Raw genomic sequence first — 16144 nt, 5'->3', positions numbered from 1 at the left:
CCGCTGCTTCGGACCGCTGCGCAGAAGGCGCAACGTTCCGCGCGTCCTGAACGATGAGCGAGTGCCTGACGTCACACCCGCCACCAGATCGGCGGCTGAGTTCACTGGGAAGGGGCTGAAGCTTGATGGACGGGGACCAGGTTGCAGTTGACAGCAGCGCGATGGACGATGACGTGCTGTTGACCGCTGGCGTGATCGATCGGGTAGCTGTCATGGAGAGTCCCTACGCTTTTCTTGATGAGCTCCGGAGTGAACTTGGGTTCTTGCATCTGTGGGAGGTTCCTGATGATGCATCGCCGACCGGCAAGGCCGCCTTCTGGGCGTTTGGCTACGAGATTGATTTTACTGAAGAGAATGGCAGGAATCGCGTCAATCTATCGCCGCGCCACATGTTCGGAGAGGTCTATCACCCGCCAAAATTGTCGGATATACCCGATGAAATGGTAGAAATCTGGCGAGGGTTGCAGAAGGCTGTCAAGTCGGCTCACGCTAAGGCTCGATTCTCTCATATTCTCTTTGAACTCAAGGTGGCCGACAAGAGGGAGCAATGCCTCGCGGCGATAGATGCATATTTTGATTCTGCACTCGGGTGGGCCAGCCTAGTTGATTCTGCTATGGATCTAGGTGCCGCATTACGATTGTCTCGCGCAATCGGAGAAAATGGCAAGCGCGCGGAAGCTTTAAATAAGCTGCTAGATATCGCCGACAATGTGCTTAAGGTCGAGGAGCCGTTGGCTGGCGTAGTCTATCGAGCGCTCAGCTATGCGATCACAGATCCCGATTGTCCGGATCGTATCGACGAATTACTCGAAACGGCGTCGAACAGTTGGCCGGATGCGAATAGGAATGATCACGCATTTGAGTTTATGCTTCAGCGCAAGCCGTCTGAGGAGAAGCGGGCTGAGATATGGAGTAGGCGTGTTGAATCCCATCTCGCAGAAGCTGAGCGCGAGTCGTCGCCTATCGTGCGTTCCGTACGCCGCGAACGGGCGCTCGAACTTGCAGACAAATCGGGTTATCCGACGCTAAGAAATGTGGCTGCCGTCGCTCTGCAATCTGTCAGGAACGAGCAGCTTGATTTCATGCATTTTTCTGCTGCGACCAGCCTGTTCAGGGAAGAATGGGAGCAGTTGCGAGACTCCTTTATATCCGATGAAAGCTGGCAAAAGTCGCTGATCTCGTTTGGTTGTGCAGGACCGTTGACGGGCGATTTTGAGGTCAACCGGAAGTTCGTTTCAGAATCAAATGCGCAGCATCCCTTGGCTTCGCTCTTTCCGGTTCATGTGACCGGCCCGGACGGTCTCCCTGTATTTAAAACCTCCACTTCGGAGGAGAAGTTTGAGTACGACCTCGTGCAGCGTGAGTTGCAGTTCCTTAGGATGAACATCACGCCGCTGATCGATGCTTGGATGGTGATACCGCAGCGTTTCGGTATGCCTAGTTCCGCAGAACTTTCCGATTTCCTCGGAAATTTCCCTGGCATCCCGAGGGAAGTTATCCGGCCGCTGATAAGGTCGATGCAGCGTTCGTGGTGCGGAGATGATGAGGGTGCGTCATATGCTCTGATGCCTAGGATAGAGATGCAGGTACGCCGTCTGGTGATTGAAGCTGACGCCGGGGTTTATCGCCTTCAGCGAGAAGAATCTCCCGGCCAGTTCCCGGGATTGGGATCATTGATCGGTACGCTTGTAAAATACTACGACATAGATGAATCTCGTCGTCGTTTTCTAAATGCCATATTCTGCTACCCGGGAGGGATGAATATGCGTAACTTGATGCTGCATGGATTCTATTCGGGTGACAATGAGGTCGCTGCGCCCCTGCTGATACACACAGTTCTTATGCTCGGACTCCTGCAAAAGAAGACTATGCCTGACGAGTAGCGGGTCCAGTTCGCGGTGAGCTGTTGACAAGATTTCGTGGCAAGGCCCGGAGGGGCGCGGCAGCACTTCGGGATTGGTGTCGACCATTGCGTGATGTGGTGTTCGATTCGGTCCCCCTACTCTGGCTCTGCGCCGGGGTGCCCGCCCGCAGCGGAGCGAGGACCGGACACCCCGGGCGGCGCGCGCATGCGCGCCGCTCTTGATCCTGTAGAGGAAAATTCGGCAAATTCTCTACTCGGGTTCCGTCTTCTCTTTTCTCTTCTTCTTCCCTTCTCCGGAACCCGACTCTGTTCTCTTCTGTTAGAGCAGCTGTTCGATAGCTCTGGCGCAGATCGAACACGAGCTGTCGTACTGGCCAAGAGGCGGGTGCCATCCGTCGAAGTCTGGTGGCGGCCGATCTGCGCGACGCAATGAGCCGTTAATGTTGTTGTGCTGCAACACTTCTTCTCACCTCATAAGAGGGGATCTCGATAGAATGGGGTATCTTCTCCGGCCGGTTCTCGGTCACCTCTTACGCAGTGAAATTCGAGGGATTCTGCATGTTCATCGGTGGACCATTGGCAACCGCAATCGATCGGGTCTGGGACGGCATCCGCCAGCGACACCCCGACGTACCCGAGGCGGTGGTGGCGATCGCCTCGGGCTCGACCGGGCGCGGCCGTGCGGTGCGGCTCGGGCACTTCGGCCCGGACCTGTGGAGCCGCTCCGGCACCGCGATGCCGGAGTTGTTCCTCGGCGCGGAAGGTTTGGCCGGCGGCGCCCACGATGTGCTGGCCACGCTGCTGCACGAAGCGGCCCACGGGATCGCCGTCGCCCGTGAAGTGCCCGCGGCTAGCGACGGCGGCCGCTATCACAACGGCAAGTACCGGCAGATCGCCGAGGAGATCGGCCTGACTGCCGAGCGGGCTCCTCGCACGGGCTGGTCGGTGACCATGCTGCCGGAAGCTACGGCAGGCGAGTACCGGCGCGAGATCGGCATCCTGGCCAAGGCGATCGTGGCCCACCGCCTGCCGGAACCAGCTGCCGAGGATGCCGACCCGACTGCCGAGGCCACCGACGACGGCGACGGCGCGGTGCCGGGTCCGAAGTCGGCCGATCGTAACGGCAGTCCGCTCACCTGCCGGTGTGAGCCGCCGCGCCGGATTCGCGCGCACAAGAAGATCATTGCCGCCGGGCCGATCCTGTGCGGCCTGTGCCAGCAGCCATTCGCCCAGTAGCGCAGGTGTTCCAATTTGAACACCTGGGTCGGCTGGATCTCTCCGTTGTGGTCCCTCATCGGGGAGTCCTTCCCCTCTTAAGAAGGGACCTCGCTGGCCTCGTAAGAGGGGAATGTGCATCCCACCGGCGGTGTCCAGAAAATTGGACAGGACTACCCCGCGTAAGAGGTAAGCGAGGTCCCCTCTTGCGCGGGGTAGGCCACTCCTCGGCTCACTGCATAAGAGGTGAAACTGCTCCCCGCATAAGACGTGACTCTGCCTTCCTCGTAAGAGGTGATCCCTTCGTTGTGGTCGTTCTCGGTACGCACCCCGCATCGCATCGTGACGCTCGCTCGCAACCCTTCCCGTTGTGGTCTTCTCCCAACGCAACTCACATGCCAACGCACCATCTGCACCCAACTGGCCCCCTTGTGGTCCTCTCTTTGTGGTCTTTCGAATCTCTAACCCTCCCAATCACAATCGCTCCCGACCATGCCCTCTGAACCCAAAACTGGCTCTTGTCTCTCGTGCTCCTGATTCCCTTCAACGAAGTGGGAGGGAATCAGGAGCACGAGAGACAAGAGCCCTGCGCCGAAGGCGCAGATCAGAGGGCATGGGCGGGAGCGATTCCCCGGATTGATGCCGGATGGTTTGGTCCCGGCACTGTCCCGGCTTTGTCCCGGCACTGTCCCGGCACTCTTCCGGCAGCTAGAGCAGCTGCGCCATGCTCGTGATCATGGCTGCTGGCGAGTGCGCGGCGAGCCTGGCGACCTTCTCCGGGCGGTTCGCAAAGGCTATGCATGCGATCTCAGCAGCCTGTGCCGCAAGGACGTCTGATACTGAATCACCCACGAACACGCAGTCCTCCGGGGTGGCGCTGAGACCCGCAACGGCCTGATTCAGTAGGTACGGATCGGGCTTCAAGTGCGACAGGTCGGCGCTGTCGCGGCCATACACACCGCGGACCAGGCCGCGTAGATCGTGCTGGATCATGAACGCCTCAATGGCAGCCGATGAATTGTTGCTGACGACCGCGACGCGGTGGCCGTCCGTCGCGAACCGTTCAATCACTTCGGCCGCGCCATCCGTGGGTTGGGCAAGCCGGACGGCCTCCAGTTCAATCTCCCTGAAGCGGCGTTCGGTCGCTTCGGCCTCCACCACACCGAGTGTTGCGGCGAAGTGGAGGATGTCGAACGGATCGCGGCTCTTCTGAACATGGTCCGGCGCTGAAGCATTGATGCCGGCCAAAAGCTGCTGCGCCGCTTCTCGGTTGGAGATCCCGGAGAACACGGCACAGATAGGCCCGTCGAAGTCGAGCAGCAGGATTCCGCGGCCTTTCGAAAGGTCTGCGGCGGTCGTCAACGCTGATAGTCCCTGGCCACAGTGGTCCAGATGCTGTCGAACCACATCTGCGACTGCTTCACGAACTGGCTCTCCTTGCCATCCGGGTCGGCATTCTGCGCGAACTCGAAAAGCGTTGCGTCCTTGCCCATGAGGTCCCATATCGCCTCGGCTTCACCATCCAACTGAAGCTTGTGCTCGCGGACCGGGTAATAGCCGTAGAACGCTCGGGAAGCATTCAAGATGTACAGCTTGAAGAGCGGAACCGCCGGATAGGTGCGGACCTGCGCAGACGCACTTGCGACCAGCTCCAGCTCTGCGAGTTCGTTGACGGCATCCACCACCGCGAGTGCGTGCCGCTCCATGATCCGGGTCGCGCGCTTCCGGAACGCCGGACTGTCCCCAAGGTCATCAACCCGCGATGGCAGAGACCAGGGTGAGGATGTGTCGGGAACCAATAGCCGGACAGTCAGAGACTCAGGCCGAAGGCGCCCGTCACGGATCTTATCGATCGGTTCGGCAATCGCACCATGCAGCGTCTCACCTGAAAATCCCGCGAAATCTATTGTCACAGAAGCCTCTTCGAACGCCCGCTCAATGTGCGGGCGCAGCCCAACGGGACGTTCCGTGCGCTCACGGACGTATACGCCGCTTCCCTGCCGAGAGACAACCAGACCTTCGTCTCGGAGCACTCGAATCGCCTGCTGAACGGTCATGCGGGCTACGCCGTACCGTTCCGCCAGCTGCGGCCCGGACGGAAGCTTTTCACCGGGCGCTAGCTTCCGCGTCAAGATCGCGGCGCGCAGCACATTCGCCACCTGAAGGTAAGGCGGACGAGGGTCGTCGGGATCAAGTGCGTCCATGCGACACACCCTAGCCCTGTGGTCGGAAGTTTTCTAGGCAACCTAGATGAATCAGCTGCGTTGGCCAGCGCGGTGCGCTACGATCAACTTGTCTAGGCAAGCTAGAAAGCTTGTTCAAGGACACTCCCCGGCAGTGTCCAGCCACCGGGGAGCCAACACCAAAGCGGTTGCACCCGCTTCAGCAATTTCCCACCTCAAGGACGAAAGGTCCCTGAAGCATGTCCAGTGTAAAACGTGGTGCGCTGGTGCCAAACCAGTCTCTATCAGCGGTGATATCGATCCCGTCGCGGGTCGCGCGGCTCGTCCGGGTTCGGTGGTGGGTTCGGTGAGGATCAACGGGAAGCGGGTCGGGCCGCTGTCGAATGTCATTCCGTTTCCTGTCCCCGCGCAACCGCTCCCGGTGCCGGACTACCGACGCGGCGCGGAGGTTGATGCTCAGCCGGAACCACAACGGAGGGAGGTGGTTCCGAACGAGCATCTGTCGCTGTTGATGGAGTCGCTCGGGATCACCCCCACGGGTCTGGCGCATCGCATGCGTGCGGTGAGCGAGAGTGACGGCGGCCGGCCGGTGCATCTGAAGCACACCAATATCGTCGGGTATCGGGACGGGTTGCATGATCCGAAGCCGCGGACCCTCGATGTGATGCTGACGGCCCTGTCGCTCAAAGCGGGTCGCCAGGTCACTGCCGAGCAGATCGGTTACGCCGCACCTACACCGGCTGAGCTGCGGGCGAACACCTGGAAGCAACTCGACGAGTTCACGGCAGACGAACCGCATTTCGAAACACTGCGGACCAGGGCAATGGTTACCGAGTCTGCGCCGCGTCCGGGGTCGATGGCTGATCGGGAGTCGGATGCGGCTAGGGCGGATCGGCTGCGGTTGATGCTCGCGATGGCTGAGGCCAGTGCCCCGCTGAAGGAGCGCGACCTCCACAGTGGTGACGTTCGCGGTCTTTCGGTTGAGGCGCCGGCGCGTCCGGCGGTGGATCGGAGGCGGTCACGATGACCAGCGGAGCACGTGACCGCAATATCGACGGCGGAACGGAATTGAAACGGCTTCTGCGGCAGAAGCATTGGGATACCCACAAGGTTTTCCAGCGCGAGTACAACAAGGCTGCGCGGAAGGTCGATCGCAACCTGGGCTGGTTGGATGGCCCCAGCAAGGCGCAGTTCTACAAGTGGCTCTCCGGTGACCTGAAAGGGATACCGCAACCGGATCATTGCGCGGTCCTGGAAGCGATGCTGCCCGGCCATACCGCAGAGGAGCTGTTCGCGCCCGCTGCTCTGTTGCTTGAGGTCCAGAAGACTGGACAGAGCCTGCCTGTCTCGCCGGAACACCCGGTGTCGGTCGAACCGATCGAAACACCCTCTACCGCAGGATCTTTGGATCGAGAACTGCGGATCGCGGATCGCGCAGGTGTTCCAAATGGATCACCTGACCGGTTGGTCGGTTCGGCCGGTGATTCAAATGAATCACCTGACTCGGTGGTCGGTTCTGGTCGTGTCCGGGATCAGCGGGAAGTGACGGCCGTGATCGATGCGCGGGTGCGGTCACTGATGTCCTGGATCGGGGCGGATACCGCGCCTCTGAAGGAACGCGACATCCACCGCGACAATGTTCGCGACCCTTCGGCGGAAGCACCGGCGCGTCCGGCGGTGGATCGGAGGCGGTCGCGGTGACAGATGAGGCGATCATTCTGGGCCTGCGCTCAGACGGGCGAGGCTACCGCGACATCGCCAACACGTTGGGGATCACCGCCCGCCAGGTCGAAAACGTCCTGGGCGAAGTCGGCGCTTTGCGGGCGGCTGGTCTCGGTCACAGCGAGATCGGACGCCGTGTCGGTCTGGCCCGCAGCACCGTCCAAGACCTCCTACGGAAGGAGCGGTCTCCGCGATCGACGATGCGGAAGTCCGCGGCGGTGACCGCGCTCGCAGAGCAGGGCGGCATGCAGCTCGATGTCCTGGGCTGGTTCCTGGACTTGGACAAGAACCACACCTATGTGCTGGTCAAGGAATTACGTGAGGAGAAGATCGTCCGCGATCTTGAGAAGATCCGGGCGGGGGACAAGTGGGTGCTGCTCACCAGGGGTACCGAGTCCCGGATCCTGGGGTTCCCGGTGCGGGAGTTCCGGCCCTCGGTGAAGCAGGCCGAACACCATCGCGCGGTCGCCCAAGCCCGGATCATGCTCGTCGGTGACGATCTCGAACGCTGGATTCCTGAGCGGGTCCTGTGGCATCGCGCCGAGATCGCTGCCCGCGAATCCAGTTCCAAGCACAAGGAATTCAGCACCAGTCGCAACCCACGGGGCGGTGTCTCCCATGTCCATGACGGGCGGTTCCTCGGGGACCTCGACGGTCTGCACGGGTGGTGGGCCCTCGAAGTCGAACTCACCCGCAAGTCCGCCGACGCCATGGATACCGCCCTGCGCGGGGCGCTGCGGGCTGCCCGCGACGCCACCCCGGAGAAGGTCGTCGGCCTGCTGTACCTGTGCCGCTCAGCGGGGGTCCTCGACGGCGTCCACGCGGCCGTGAAACGCCTGCCGGTCGAGTTGAGCAACCGCAAGGAGCTGGCTTTGGCCATCGGTGACTTCGACGACGAATGGGGCGACTTCCTCATCCAGCGCGCCGCGAAACGCAAGCGCCGCAACAAAACTCGAACTTCCAAGGATGCATCATGATCAACACTGAAACCCTCACCCACCGCGACGTGCGCGCGGTGGTCGGCCTGGCCGAAATGCGCGCTATGCAGCTCGACGTACTCGGCGACTACCTCAAGTTGGGCCGCAGCCAAACCTACGATCTGGTCGGCAAGCTGCTCGACGCCAACCTGATTCACCCACTGGTAGAAGTGCAGGAAGGACCGAAATGGGTAGTCCTCAAGCCCAGTGCATCCACGTGGGCGTTGGGCTGGCGGACCGGCGACTGGCGGCCCTCGCCGATGTGGGCCGAGCATTGCCGCGCGGTAGCCCAAACCCGTGTCGCATTGGATGCATGCGCGTCGCATGAATGGATGTCCGAGCGCATCATGCGACACGACACACCAGGACGCGGCCCATATCCCTATGACGGGCGGCTGATGCGGCCGGACTGGCAGTGCGTAGCAGTCAAAGTCGATACCACTCGGTATCTGACACCGGAAGAATTCTCACACCGCCTCCACGCGATGCGCGACCAAGCGCGCCACGACCAGTGCGCCGAAGTCCTGTACGTCTGCGGCGGCTACATCCGCCCCGACACTGCTGTCGCCATCGCGCGACAGGTCCTGCGCTACGAGTCCGACCTGGACTTCACGGCGATGGACCTGGATTCACTGATCGCGAAGCACCTCGCGCCGAAGCACTCCGGCAAGGGCGTCGTCTTCCCACTGCGACACCGTGCGACAGGTGGTGCGCACTGATGCGACAGCCCCGCGACAGCCAATGCGACACGCGTCGCACCGATAGCGCACACCGCGACAGCCTGCGCACCGCACGCGACAGCTCCTACGCACCGCGCGACACCCTGCGCACCACATCCGACAACACCGCCCAGACCACCACTCCCCGAGGACATTTCATGAACGACGACCGCTACCTCCAGGCAAAAGACTGCGAAGAACTCACCGGCATCCCCGCGTCCACGTGGCGCTACTGGGCGCACATCGGTTCCGGCCCCGTGAGTTTCAAGCTCGGCCGCCGGCGCGTGTGGCGCAAGAGCGTGATCCTGGCCTGGATCGCCGAACAGGAATCCGCGACCGGCGGGGTGGCGTAGTCCCATGACAGCACGACGGAACCGCCGCGCCGGGGTCGAAGACCTCTGGTACAAGACCGAGCGCGACCAGGACGGCCAGACGCGGCGAGTTCCGTCACTGCTGTACGGCAAGGGCAAACGGTGGCGCGCCCGCTACGTCGACGCCAACGGTAAGGAACACTCGAAGCGGTTCGCCCGGAAGACCGACGCACAAAGCTGGCTCGACGGGCAAACGGCCGCGGTAGTCACCGGCGTGCACGCGCCTCCGTCCGCCGGGCGGGTCACGGTCGCCACCGTGGCAGACGCATGGTTGACGAGCAACCCCGACTGGGAAACCTCGACTCGCTCCCGATACGAGTCCATCGTCCGAAAGCACATCAAACCCATGTGGGGCCAGGCGCGATTGCTGGACCTGACTCACGAAGTCATCCAAGACTGGGTCTCCTCCCAGGCCGATACCGGCGTCGCCGGGGGCACGGTCCGTAAGAACCTCGGGGTGCTGTCCCAGATCTGCGACTACGCGGTCGTCACGCGGCGGATCGCGATCAACCCATGTGTGACCGTGAACCGTCCGAAACAGCGCCTCGCCTCCCGGCGCTACCTATCCGGCCTGGAGGTCGAACGGCTCGCCGAATGCGCCGGCCGGAACTGGCTCACGGTGATGGTGCTCGCGTACAGCGGGCTCCGGTTCGCTGAGTTGGCGGGCTTGCAGGCGAGCAACGTGCACATGCTGCGCCGCCGGTTCCAGATTGAACGCACGATCACCGAAGTCGACGGCGTACTCGTCACCAAGGCCCCGAAGAATCATCAGCGCCGAAGCGTGCCGTTTCCGGCATTCCTGGCCGAACCACTCCGGCTGCACCTGGAGGGCAAGCGCCCGGATGCTGAGATCTTCACCTCGCCGCAGGGCGCCGTGCTCAGGGTGCGGAATATGCGCCGGGATTGGTGGGAGAAGGCCACGACAAAGGCTGGGTTACCTGGCCTTACCCCTCACGAAATGCGGCATACCGCGGCATCGTTGGCGGTCTCTCAGGGCGCGTCGGTGCTCGCGGTACAGCGGATGCTCGGTCACGACAAGCCGAGCACAACCCTCGACGTGTACGCGGACTTGTTCGATGACGACCTGGACGAAGTCGCGAGCCGACTGGATACCGCCCGTATCGAGTTCGCCACTGCGTACTCTCTGCGTACCCAAGAGGAAAACGCTCCGCTCGAATAGCGGGATTTAGGGCTCTGACCTGCGCCGTAAGTGTGCCCTCGGCAGGATTCGAACCTGCGACACCCGCTTTAGGAGAGCGGTGCTCTATCCCCTGAGCTACGAGGGCTGGACATGCCGGGCGGGAGGCCCGGCCGGGACGTCGGGGAGTCTACCTGGTCGGGGGGCCGGGGGTCGCATTCGTGGTCGGGATGGTGGAGTCGGCTGATCGGCGGGGTGGTGGGCGCGGCGAGCCCGGCCCGGAGTCGCTAGCGGCCCGCGGGTCGGCTCTCGTCGTAGTCCGACGGTGCGAATCTGCTTGTCTTCCAGCGGAAGAGGAGGGTGGCACCGGGCCAGTTGTTGGTGATGCGGCCGGAGGCGTTGCGGTACCAGCTGGAGCAGAAGTTCCAGGGGGTGTCCTTCAGCCGGCGCTGCAGCCAGTCGTCCCAGGACTTTTCGGCGTCGGGGCGGGGCGAGAGGACGTGGCCGGGGCGGGCGGAGAGGTAGTCGATGACCTGGCGGATATAGCGGGCCTGGGACTCCAGCATGTAGATGATGGAGCCGGAGCCGACGTTGGTGTTCGGGCCGTACATCATGAACAGGTTGGGGAAGCCGGGGACCGACATACCGAGGAAGGCGCGGGCGCCCTCGGGGGACCATTCGTCGGCGAGTTTGCGGCCTTGCAGGCCATAGATATTCATGGGGGCGAGGAACTCGGTGCCCTTGAAGCCGGTGCCGTAGACGATGACGTCGACGGGATGTTCGACGCCGTCGGCCGTGCGAATTCCGTTGGGCGTCACCGCTTCGATGGCGGTGGTCTCCACGGTGACATTGTCCTGGGTCAGTGCGGGGAAGTACTCGTTGGAGAACAGGCCGCGCTTGCAGCCGGCGGCGTAGTCCGGAGTCAGCTTGGCGCGCAGCGCCTCATCGGGCACCTGCTGGTTGCGGTGCCGGTCCGCGACGGCGATCACCGGGTGCTTGATGGCGGGAATGTCGGTGAGCGCCAACGCCATCACCTCGAAGAAGGTCCAGATGGCGAATCGCTCGGCCAGCCGTGTCCCGGGCACGTACTTGAACAGCGCGTGGTGCAGCGGGGTGTACTCGGTGTCGAACTTCGGCAATACCCAGGCGGCCGAGCGCTGGAACAGCGTGAGGTGTTCGACCTTCGGCTGGATTGCCGGAATGTATTGGATGGCACTGGCTCCCGTGCCGATGCACGCCACCCGCTTGCCCGTCAGATCGACCGAGTGATCCCACTCGGCGGAGTGGAAGGCCGCGCCGGTGAAGGTGTCGATGCCGGGGAGGTTCGGCATCGCGGGGCGGGAGAGCTGGCCGACGGCGGGGATGAGGACGTCGGCGAGGTGGGTGACGCCGTCGGCGGTGCGGACCCGCCACCGGCCGCCCTGCTCGTCGAATTCGGCGTCCACCACCTCGGCGCCGAACTCGATCCTGGCGGGCAGGTCGTGCTTTTCGGCGACGGTGCGCATGTACGCGTGGATGTCGGCCTGCTGCGAGAACCGGCGTGGCCAATCGGATTTCGGCTCGAACGACCACGAGTACAGCGGCGAGGGCACATCGCAGGCGGCGCCCGGATAGGTGTTCTCGCGCCAGACGCCGCCGAGGTCGGCGGCCTGCTCCAGGATGGTGAAGTTGGTCAGGCCGTGGCGTTGCAGTTCCAGCGCCATGCCCAGCCCGGCGAATCCGGCACCGATGATCAGAATGGAGGGCTCTCGCTGCATATCAGCAACGGTAGGGCGTATTCCCGCTGGTCCTGCAGACATCGCCGGACAGTGAATCCGTATTTTCGGTCACGTCGGTCGGGTGAGTCCGGATTCACCCCTGGCAATCATGGGAAGGCCGCTCTCACGGCCCGCTGTCCGGGTCAGTGAGCGCCGTCTGACCTGCGACGCTGTCCTCGACTGGACAGCCCGGTGTCACACTCAATATATTCACGGAAGTTCTTGCTCCAATTTACTTGTCCTGGTTAGTGATTGGCTATTCTGCGCCGCCGCAGGGGGCGTCGTCAGCAGGTCGTGACGCTGATCAGGATTGCGGAGCCGGCTGGTCGTCGTGTTGGGCGGCGGCGGGTCGGCTACGGGCTGCGGGCGGCGAGGGTGGGGTTCGCCGCCCGCAGCTCGAATATTTCGCCAGCTCACCGGCCCCGGACTGAGGTCACCATGCCGTCAGTCCGGGCCCCGACCTGTGTATGTCCGAATCGGCTAGGCTCGCCGCAAGTGACTCAGTTCACTCTCCAGTAGGTACATGCAAGGAGCGGTTGGGAAATGTTGAGCACCATGCAGGACGAGCAGCTGTCACTCGCGACGCTGCTGCGCTATGCCTCCACCTTCCAGGGCGACAGCCACGTCTCCACCTGGACCGGTGACGGCTTACGCACCCAGACCTATCGCGAGGTCGGCCAGGATGCGGCCCGGCTCGCCAATGCCCTGCGTGACCTGGGTATCGGCGTCGGTGACCGGGTCGGCACGTTCATGTGGAACAACAACGAGCACATGGTCGCCTACATCGCGGTGCCCGCCATGGGCGCGGTGCTGCACGCGCTGAACATCCGGCTCTTCCCCGAGCAGCTGGTGTACGTGGCCAATCACGCCGAGGATCAGGTCGTCATCGTGGACGGCTCGCTGCTGCCGATGTTCGCGCAGTACCTGCCGAACCTGAAGACGGTGCGCCACGTCATCGTCGCCAATGGCGATGCCGCCGCGCTGCAGGCCCCCGAGGGCGTCACCGTGCACTCCTACCGGGAGCTGCTCGACGCCCAGCCCGACACCTACGACTACCCGGTCATCGACGAGCGTTCCGCCGCCGGCATGTGCTACACCTCCGGCACCACCGGCGACCCCAAGGGCGTCGTCTACTCGCACCGGTCGAACTGGCTGCACGCCATGCAGGTGATCTCGCCCAACGGCATGGGCTTCACCGCGGCCGACACCGTGCTGGCCATCGTGCCGCTGTTCCACGCCAATGCCTGGGGCATTCCGTACGCCGCGCTCATGTCGGGCGCGAATGTGCTGATGCCGGACCGTTTCCTGCAGCCCGCACCGCTGCTGGAGATGATGGCCGAGGCGAAGCCGACCTTCGCCGCCGCGGTCCCGACCATCTGGGGCGGCGTGCTGGCCGGGCTGCAGGCGCAGCCGCAGGACATCTCGCACCTGCGTACCTGTGTGGTCGGCGGCGCGGCGGTCCCGCCGTCGATGATGCGGGCCTTCGAGGAGCGGCACGGCGTGAAGCTGCTGCACGCCTGGGGCATGACCGAGACCTCGCCGCTGGGTTCGGTGGCGCACCCGCCCGCCGGCGCCGAGGGCGAGGAGGCCTGGAGCTACCGCTACACCCAGGGCCGCTTCCCGGCCGGCGTGCAGGCGCGCCTGGTCGACGATGACGGTTCGGTGCTGCCGAACGACGGAGAGGCCCTGGGCGAGTTGGAAGTTCGCGGCCCGTGGATCACCGGCGCCTACTACGCGCCGTCGGGCGGCGAGGTCGATCCCGACAAGTTCCACGACGGCTGGCTGCGCACCGGCGACGTCGGCAAGATCAGCCCCAATGGCTACCTCACCCTGGTCGACCGCTCCAAGGACGTCATCAAGTCCGGCGGCGAATGGATTTCGTCGGTGGACCTGGAGAACGCCGTCATGGGTCACCCGGCCGTGGCCGAGGCCGCCGTCATCGGCATCCCGGACGCGAGGTGGGACGAGCGCCCCTTGGTCGCCATCGTCCTGGTCGAGGGCACCGAGGCCAAACCCGAAGAGCTGCGCGACTTCCTGGCCCCCAAGTTCGCCAAGTGGCAGCTGCCCGAGCACTGGTGCTTCATCGCCGAGGTCCCCAAGACCAGTGTCGGCAAGTTCGACAAGAAGCGCCTGCGTGCCCAGCACGCCGACGGCTCGCTGACCGTCGTCACGCTGTCCTGACCCACCCGGGTGCGCCCTCGGCACGAGGGCGCACCCGCCGGTCGGCCGAATGCGCTGTGTCGCAGCGCTTCACGCCGTCCCGAGCGGATTCAGGACGGCGAATCGCCATTCCCCGTTCTCGAGCTGCCGGGCGATATTCGCGGTGGTGCCGGTGGGGGAGACTCGCGTGCCGTCGGGCGCGTCGATCTCCAGGGTCCAGTTGGTGACCAGCAACGCTGCGTCACCGCCGATCAGCAGATGTTTGCTGTTGTTGGTGAGCTGCCCGCGGGCGGCGACCGTGCCGCTGATCTCCTGACGCAGGGCGTCCGAGCCGGAAATGACGGCTCCGGTGGTGGTGCGCATGGTCGCGCCCGGGGCGAAGAGCAACAGCACCCCCGTCACGTCGCCCGCGTTCAGGCGCTCCTCGAAAACCCTTGGCAGCTGGGCGGGATCGGCGATCTGGGTGGCCATGACCTGGTCCTTTCGTGGTCGGATCGACGCTTTCCATGCTGGTCTGCGGCGGTGGCCCGGGCGAGGTCGAAAGGGGACGCGTCATGGTCGAAAGTGGACAATCGTGGTTCGGCTAGCCCTCCGGGTAGAAGACGAACAGGGTGCAGCCGGTGACCGTCGAGGGGACGTGCCAGGAACCGGCAGGGGCGTGCAGGAAGGTTCCGGCGGGGTAGTCGCGCGCGCCGTCGTTGAAGACGCCCGAAACCACGTACACCTCTTCGGGACCGGGCTCATGGATGTCGCGACCGTGCCAGGAGGCGTTCGGGTCCAGCTCGACGACATTGGCGCTCGCGCCGTTCGGTCCCGTCCAGAGGGCACGCACCCGGATGCCCGGGAAGATCTCACGCACAGGGGATTCCGTGACGGAGGCCGAGATGTAGCCGGGCTGGGTGAGGATTTCGGAAGTCATGCCGACCACGGTGCCGTGCGCAGCCTGGGCGGCACAGTGTCAGAAAAGACATCATAGGGTACTTTTCTGCCATGCATCGCGTGACGGCTCTGGTGCGGCCGGTCCAGTCGACCTTCGAGCTCGGCTGTGCCGCCGAGGTATTCGGCACCAAACGGGAAGGTGTGCCGAACTACTACGAATTCGGGGTGTGCACCGAGAAGCCGGGACCGGTGCCCACGACGGCCGGGTACTCGCTGGATGTGGCGGACGGGCTTGCGGCGCTGGCCGCCGCCGACACTGTGATAATTCCGGGCTGGACGCCGGTGGAGGCGCCGCTCTCCGACCCTGTGCGTCGCGCGCTGCTGCGGGCGCACGGCCGCGGTGCTCGAATCGTCACGATCTGCCAGGGGGTATTCGCCCTGGCGCGCACGGGATTACTCGACGGCAGGGCCGCCACCACGCACTGGGCGCGCGCCGACAGGCTGCAGGCGGAGTTTCCCCGGATTCGCGTGCAACCGGACGTCCTCTACGTCGACCACGGCGACGTCGCCACCAGCGCCGGTGCGGGCGCGGGCATCGATCTGTGCCTGCACCTGGTCCGCCGCGATCACGGTGCCGCCTACGCCGCACTGCTCGCCCGGCACATGGTGATGCCGCCGCACCGTGAAGGCGGCCAGACCCAATACGCGCCGACGCCCCCGCCCTCCGACCTGCTGGACGGCCTGCTCGACTGGGTGGAGGGCCGGCTCGGATCCCCACTCTCGGTGCGCGACATGGCCGCTCACCTCAATGTCTCGCCCCGCACGCTGGCCCGCAGCTTCGACGATCGGCTCGGCACGAGTCCCGGTGCGTGGTTGCTCGCGCGCCGGGTGGCGGCGGCCCGCACGCTGCTGGAGGACACGGACCTGCCGGTGGACGCCATCGCGACTCGCGTCGGTCTCGTCTCGGCGGTGAACCTGCGCCGTCGTTTCCGCGCACAGGTGGGGACGACTCCGGGCGCGTACCGCCGGGCCTTCCGGATCTCGTGAGCGGCCGGTGCCGCCGCGGGCTAGACATCCCAGGTCCGTAAGTTGTCAAGCGGCTTGGGTGTTTTGGCGGTGTGCCCAGGCGGTGTGTTCGCTGTAGGGGGTGCGGTGGCGC

General features: G+C 64.2%; 15 protein-coding genes and 1 tRNA gene. 10 read left to right on the top strand and 6 right to left on the bottom strand.

What is annotated here, in order from left to right:
* Positions 1-161: 161 nt before the first annotated feature.
* The gene (locus ACFXIV_RS05145) at positions 162-1883 is read left to right on the top strand and encodes a hypothetical protein (protein WP_379421215.1); all 1722 of its coding nucleotides are present in this window, start codon (positions 162-164) and stop codon (positions 1881-1883) included.
* A gap of 539 nt (positions 1884-2422) precedes the next feature.
* Positions 2423-3100, top strand: a complete 678-nt coding sequence (locus tag ACFXIV_RS05140) for a hypothetical protein (RefSeq protein WP_379404564.1) — start codon at positions 2423-2425, stop codon at positions 3098-3100.
* 687 nt (positions 3101-3787) lie between these two features.
* Here the strand turns inward: ACFXIV_RS05140 and ACFXIV_RS05135 are convergent.
* Positions 3788-4441, bottom strand: coding sequence for an HAD family hydrolase (locus ACFXIV_RS05135; protein WP_379404566.1), 654 nt, complete (start codon positions 4439-4441; stop codon positions 3788-3790).
* Complete coding sequence (locus tag ACFXIV_RS05130) at positions 4438-5283, bottom strand: GntR family transcriptional regulator (protein ID WP_379404567.1); 846 nt, start codon at positions 5281-5283, stop codon at positions 4438-4440. Before ACFXIV_RS05130 ends, ACFXIV_RS05135 begins: the two co-directional genes overlap by 4 nt.
* Before the next feature lie 460 nt (positions 5284-5743).
* On the opposite strand from ACFXIV_RS05130, the gene ACFXIV_RS05125 reads away from it, so the two are divergent.
* The 6 genes from ACFXIV_RS05125 to ACFXIV_RS05100 are packed head-to-tail and all read left to right on the top strand — an operon-like array spanning position 5744 to position 10231.
* Positions 5744-6289, top strand: coding sequence for a hypothetical protein (locus ACFXIV_RS05125; RefSeq protein ID WP_379404568.1), 546 nt, complete (start codon positions 5744-5746; stop codon positions 6287-6289).
* Positions 6286-6963, top strand: coding sequence for a hypothetical protein (locus ACFXIV_RS05120; RefSeq protein WP_379404570.1), 678 nt, complete (start codon positions 6286-6288; stop codon positions 6961-6963). Before ACFXIV_RS05125 ends, ACFXIV_RS05120 begins: the two co-directional genes overlap by 4 nt.
* Positions 6960-7961: a hypothetical protein gene (locus tag ACFXIV_RS05115; RefSeq protein ID WP_379404572.1), complete on the top strand. Its 1002-nt coding sequence runs from the start codon at positions 6960-6962 to the stop codon at positions 7959-7961. Before ACFXIV_RS05120 ends, ACFXIV_RS05115 begins: the two co-directional genes overlap by 4 nt.
* Positions 7958-8680: a hypothetical protein gene (locus ACFXIV_RS05110; RefSeq protein ID WP_379404574.1), complete on the top strand. Its 723-nt coding sequence runs from the start codon at positions 7958-7960 to the stop codon at positions 8678-8680. Before ACFXIV_RS05115 ends, ACFXIV_RS05110 begins: the two co-directional genes overlap by 4 nt.
* Positions 8680-9033 (top strand): helix-turn-helix transcriptional regulator, encoded by a 354-nt coding sequence (locus ACFXIV_RS05105; protein ID WP_379404576.1) that lies wholly within the window; start codon positions 8680-8682, stop codon positions 9031-9033. The genes ACFXIV_RS05110 and ACFXIV_RS05105 overlap by 1 nt, the downstream gene beginning before the upstream one ends.
* 4 nt (positions 9034-9037) lie before the next feature.
* Positions 9038-10231, top strand: a complete 1194-nt coding sequence (locus ACFXIV_RS05100) for a tyrosine-type recombinase/integrase (protein WP_379404578.1) — start codon at positions 9038-9040, stop codon at positions 10229-10231.
* A gap of 33 nt (positions 10232-10264) precedes the next feature.
* On the opposite strand, the gene ACFXIV_RS05095 is transcribed toward ACFXIV_RS05100, so the two are convergent.
* A tRNA-Arg gene (locus ACFXIV_RS05095) sits at positions 10265-10337 on the bottom strand.
* Between the two features lie 139 nt (positions 10338-10476).
* Positions 10477-11946, bottom strand: a complete 1470-nt coding sequence (locus ACFXIV_RS05090; RefSeq protein ID WP_379404579.1) for a flavin-containing monooxygenase — start codon at positions 11944-11946, stop codon at positions 10477-10479.
* Positions 11947-12489: 543 nt separating this feature from the next.
* Between ACFXIV_RS05090 and ACFXIV_RS05085 the strand changes: the two genes are divergently transcribed.
* Positions 12490-14127, top strand: a complete 1638-nt coding sequence (locus tag ACFXIV_RS05085; RefSeq protein ID WP_379404581.1) for a long-chain fatty acid--CoA ligase — start codon at positions 12490-12492, stop codon at positions 14125-14127.
* Between the two features lie 69 nt (positions 14128-14196).
* Here the strand turns inward: ACFXIV_RS05085 and ACFXIV_RS05080 are convergent, their stop codons facing one another.
* Positions 14197-14577 (bottom strand): YybH family protein, encoded by a 381-nt coding sequence (locus ACFXIV_RS05080; RefSeq protein ID WP_379404583.1) that lies wholly within the window; start codon positions 14575-14577, stop codon positions 14197-14199.
* A 112-nt stretch (positions 14578-14689) separates the two neighbouring features.
* A complete protein-coding gene (locus ACFXIV_RS05075; RefSeq protein WP_379404584.1) occupies positions 14690-15025 on the bottom strand; it encodes a cupin domain-containing protein in 336 nt (111 codons plus the stop codon).
* Between the two features lie 71 nt (positions 15026-15096).
* On the opposite strand from ACFXIV_RS05075, the gene ACFXIV_RS05070 reads away from it, so the two are divergent.
* Positions 15097-16032: a helix-turn-helix domain-containing protein gene (locus ACFXIV_RS05070; RefSeq protein WP_379404586.1), complete on the top strand. Its 936-nt coding sequence runs from the start codon at positions 15097-15099 to the stop codon at positions 16030-16032.
* Positions 16033-16144: the final 112 nt, after the last annotated feature.

This window comes from Nocardia sp. NPDC059236, from assembly GCF_042754085.1.
In the GTDB taxonomy this organism is placed as follows: domain Bacteria; phylum Actinomycetota; class Actinomycetes; order Mycobacteriales; family Mycobacteriaceae; genus Nocardia.
The sequence above is the reverse complement of the archived record's forward strand: the minus strand, read 5'-3'. Positions and strand labels throughout refer to the sequence as shown.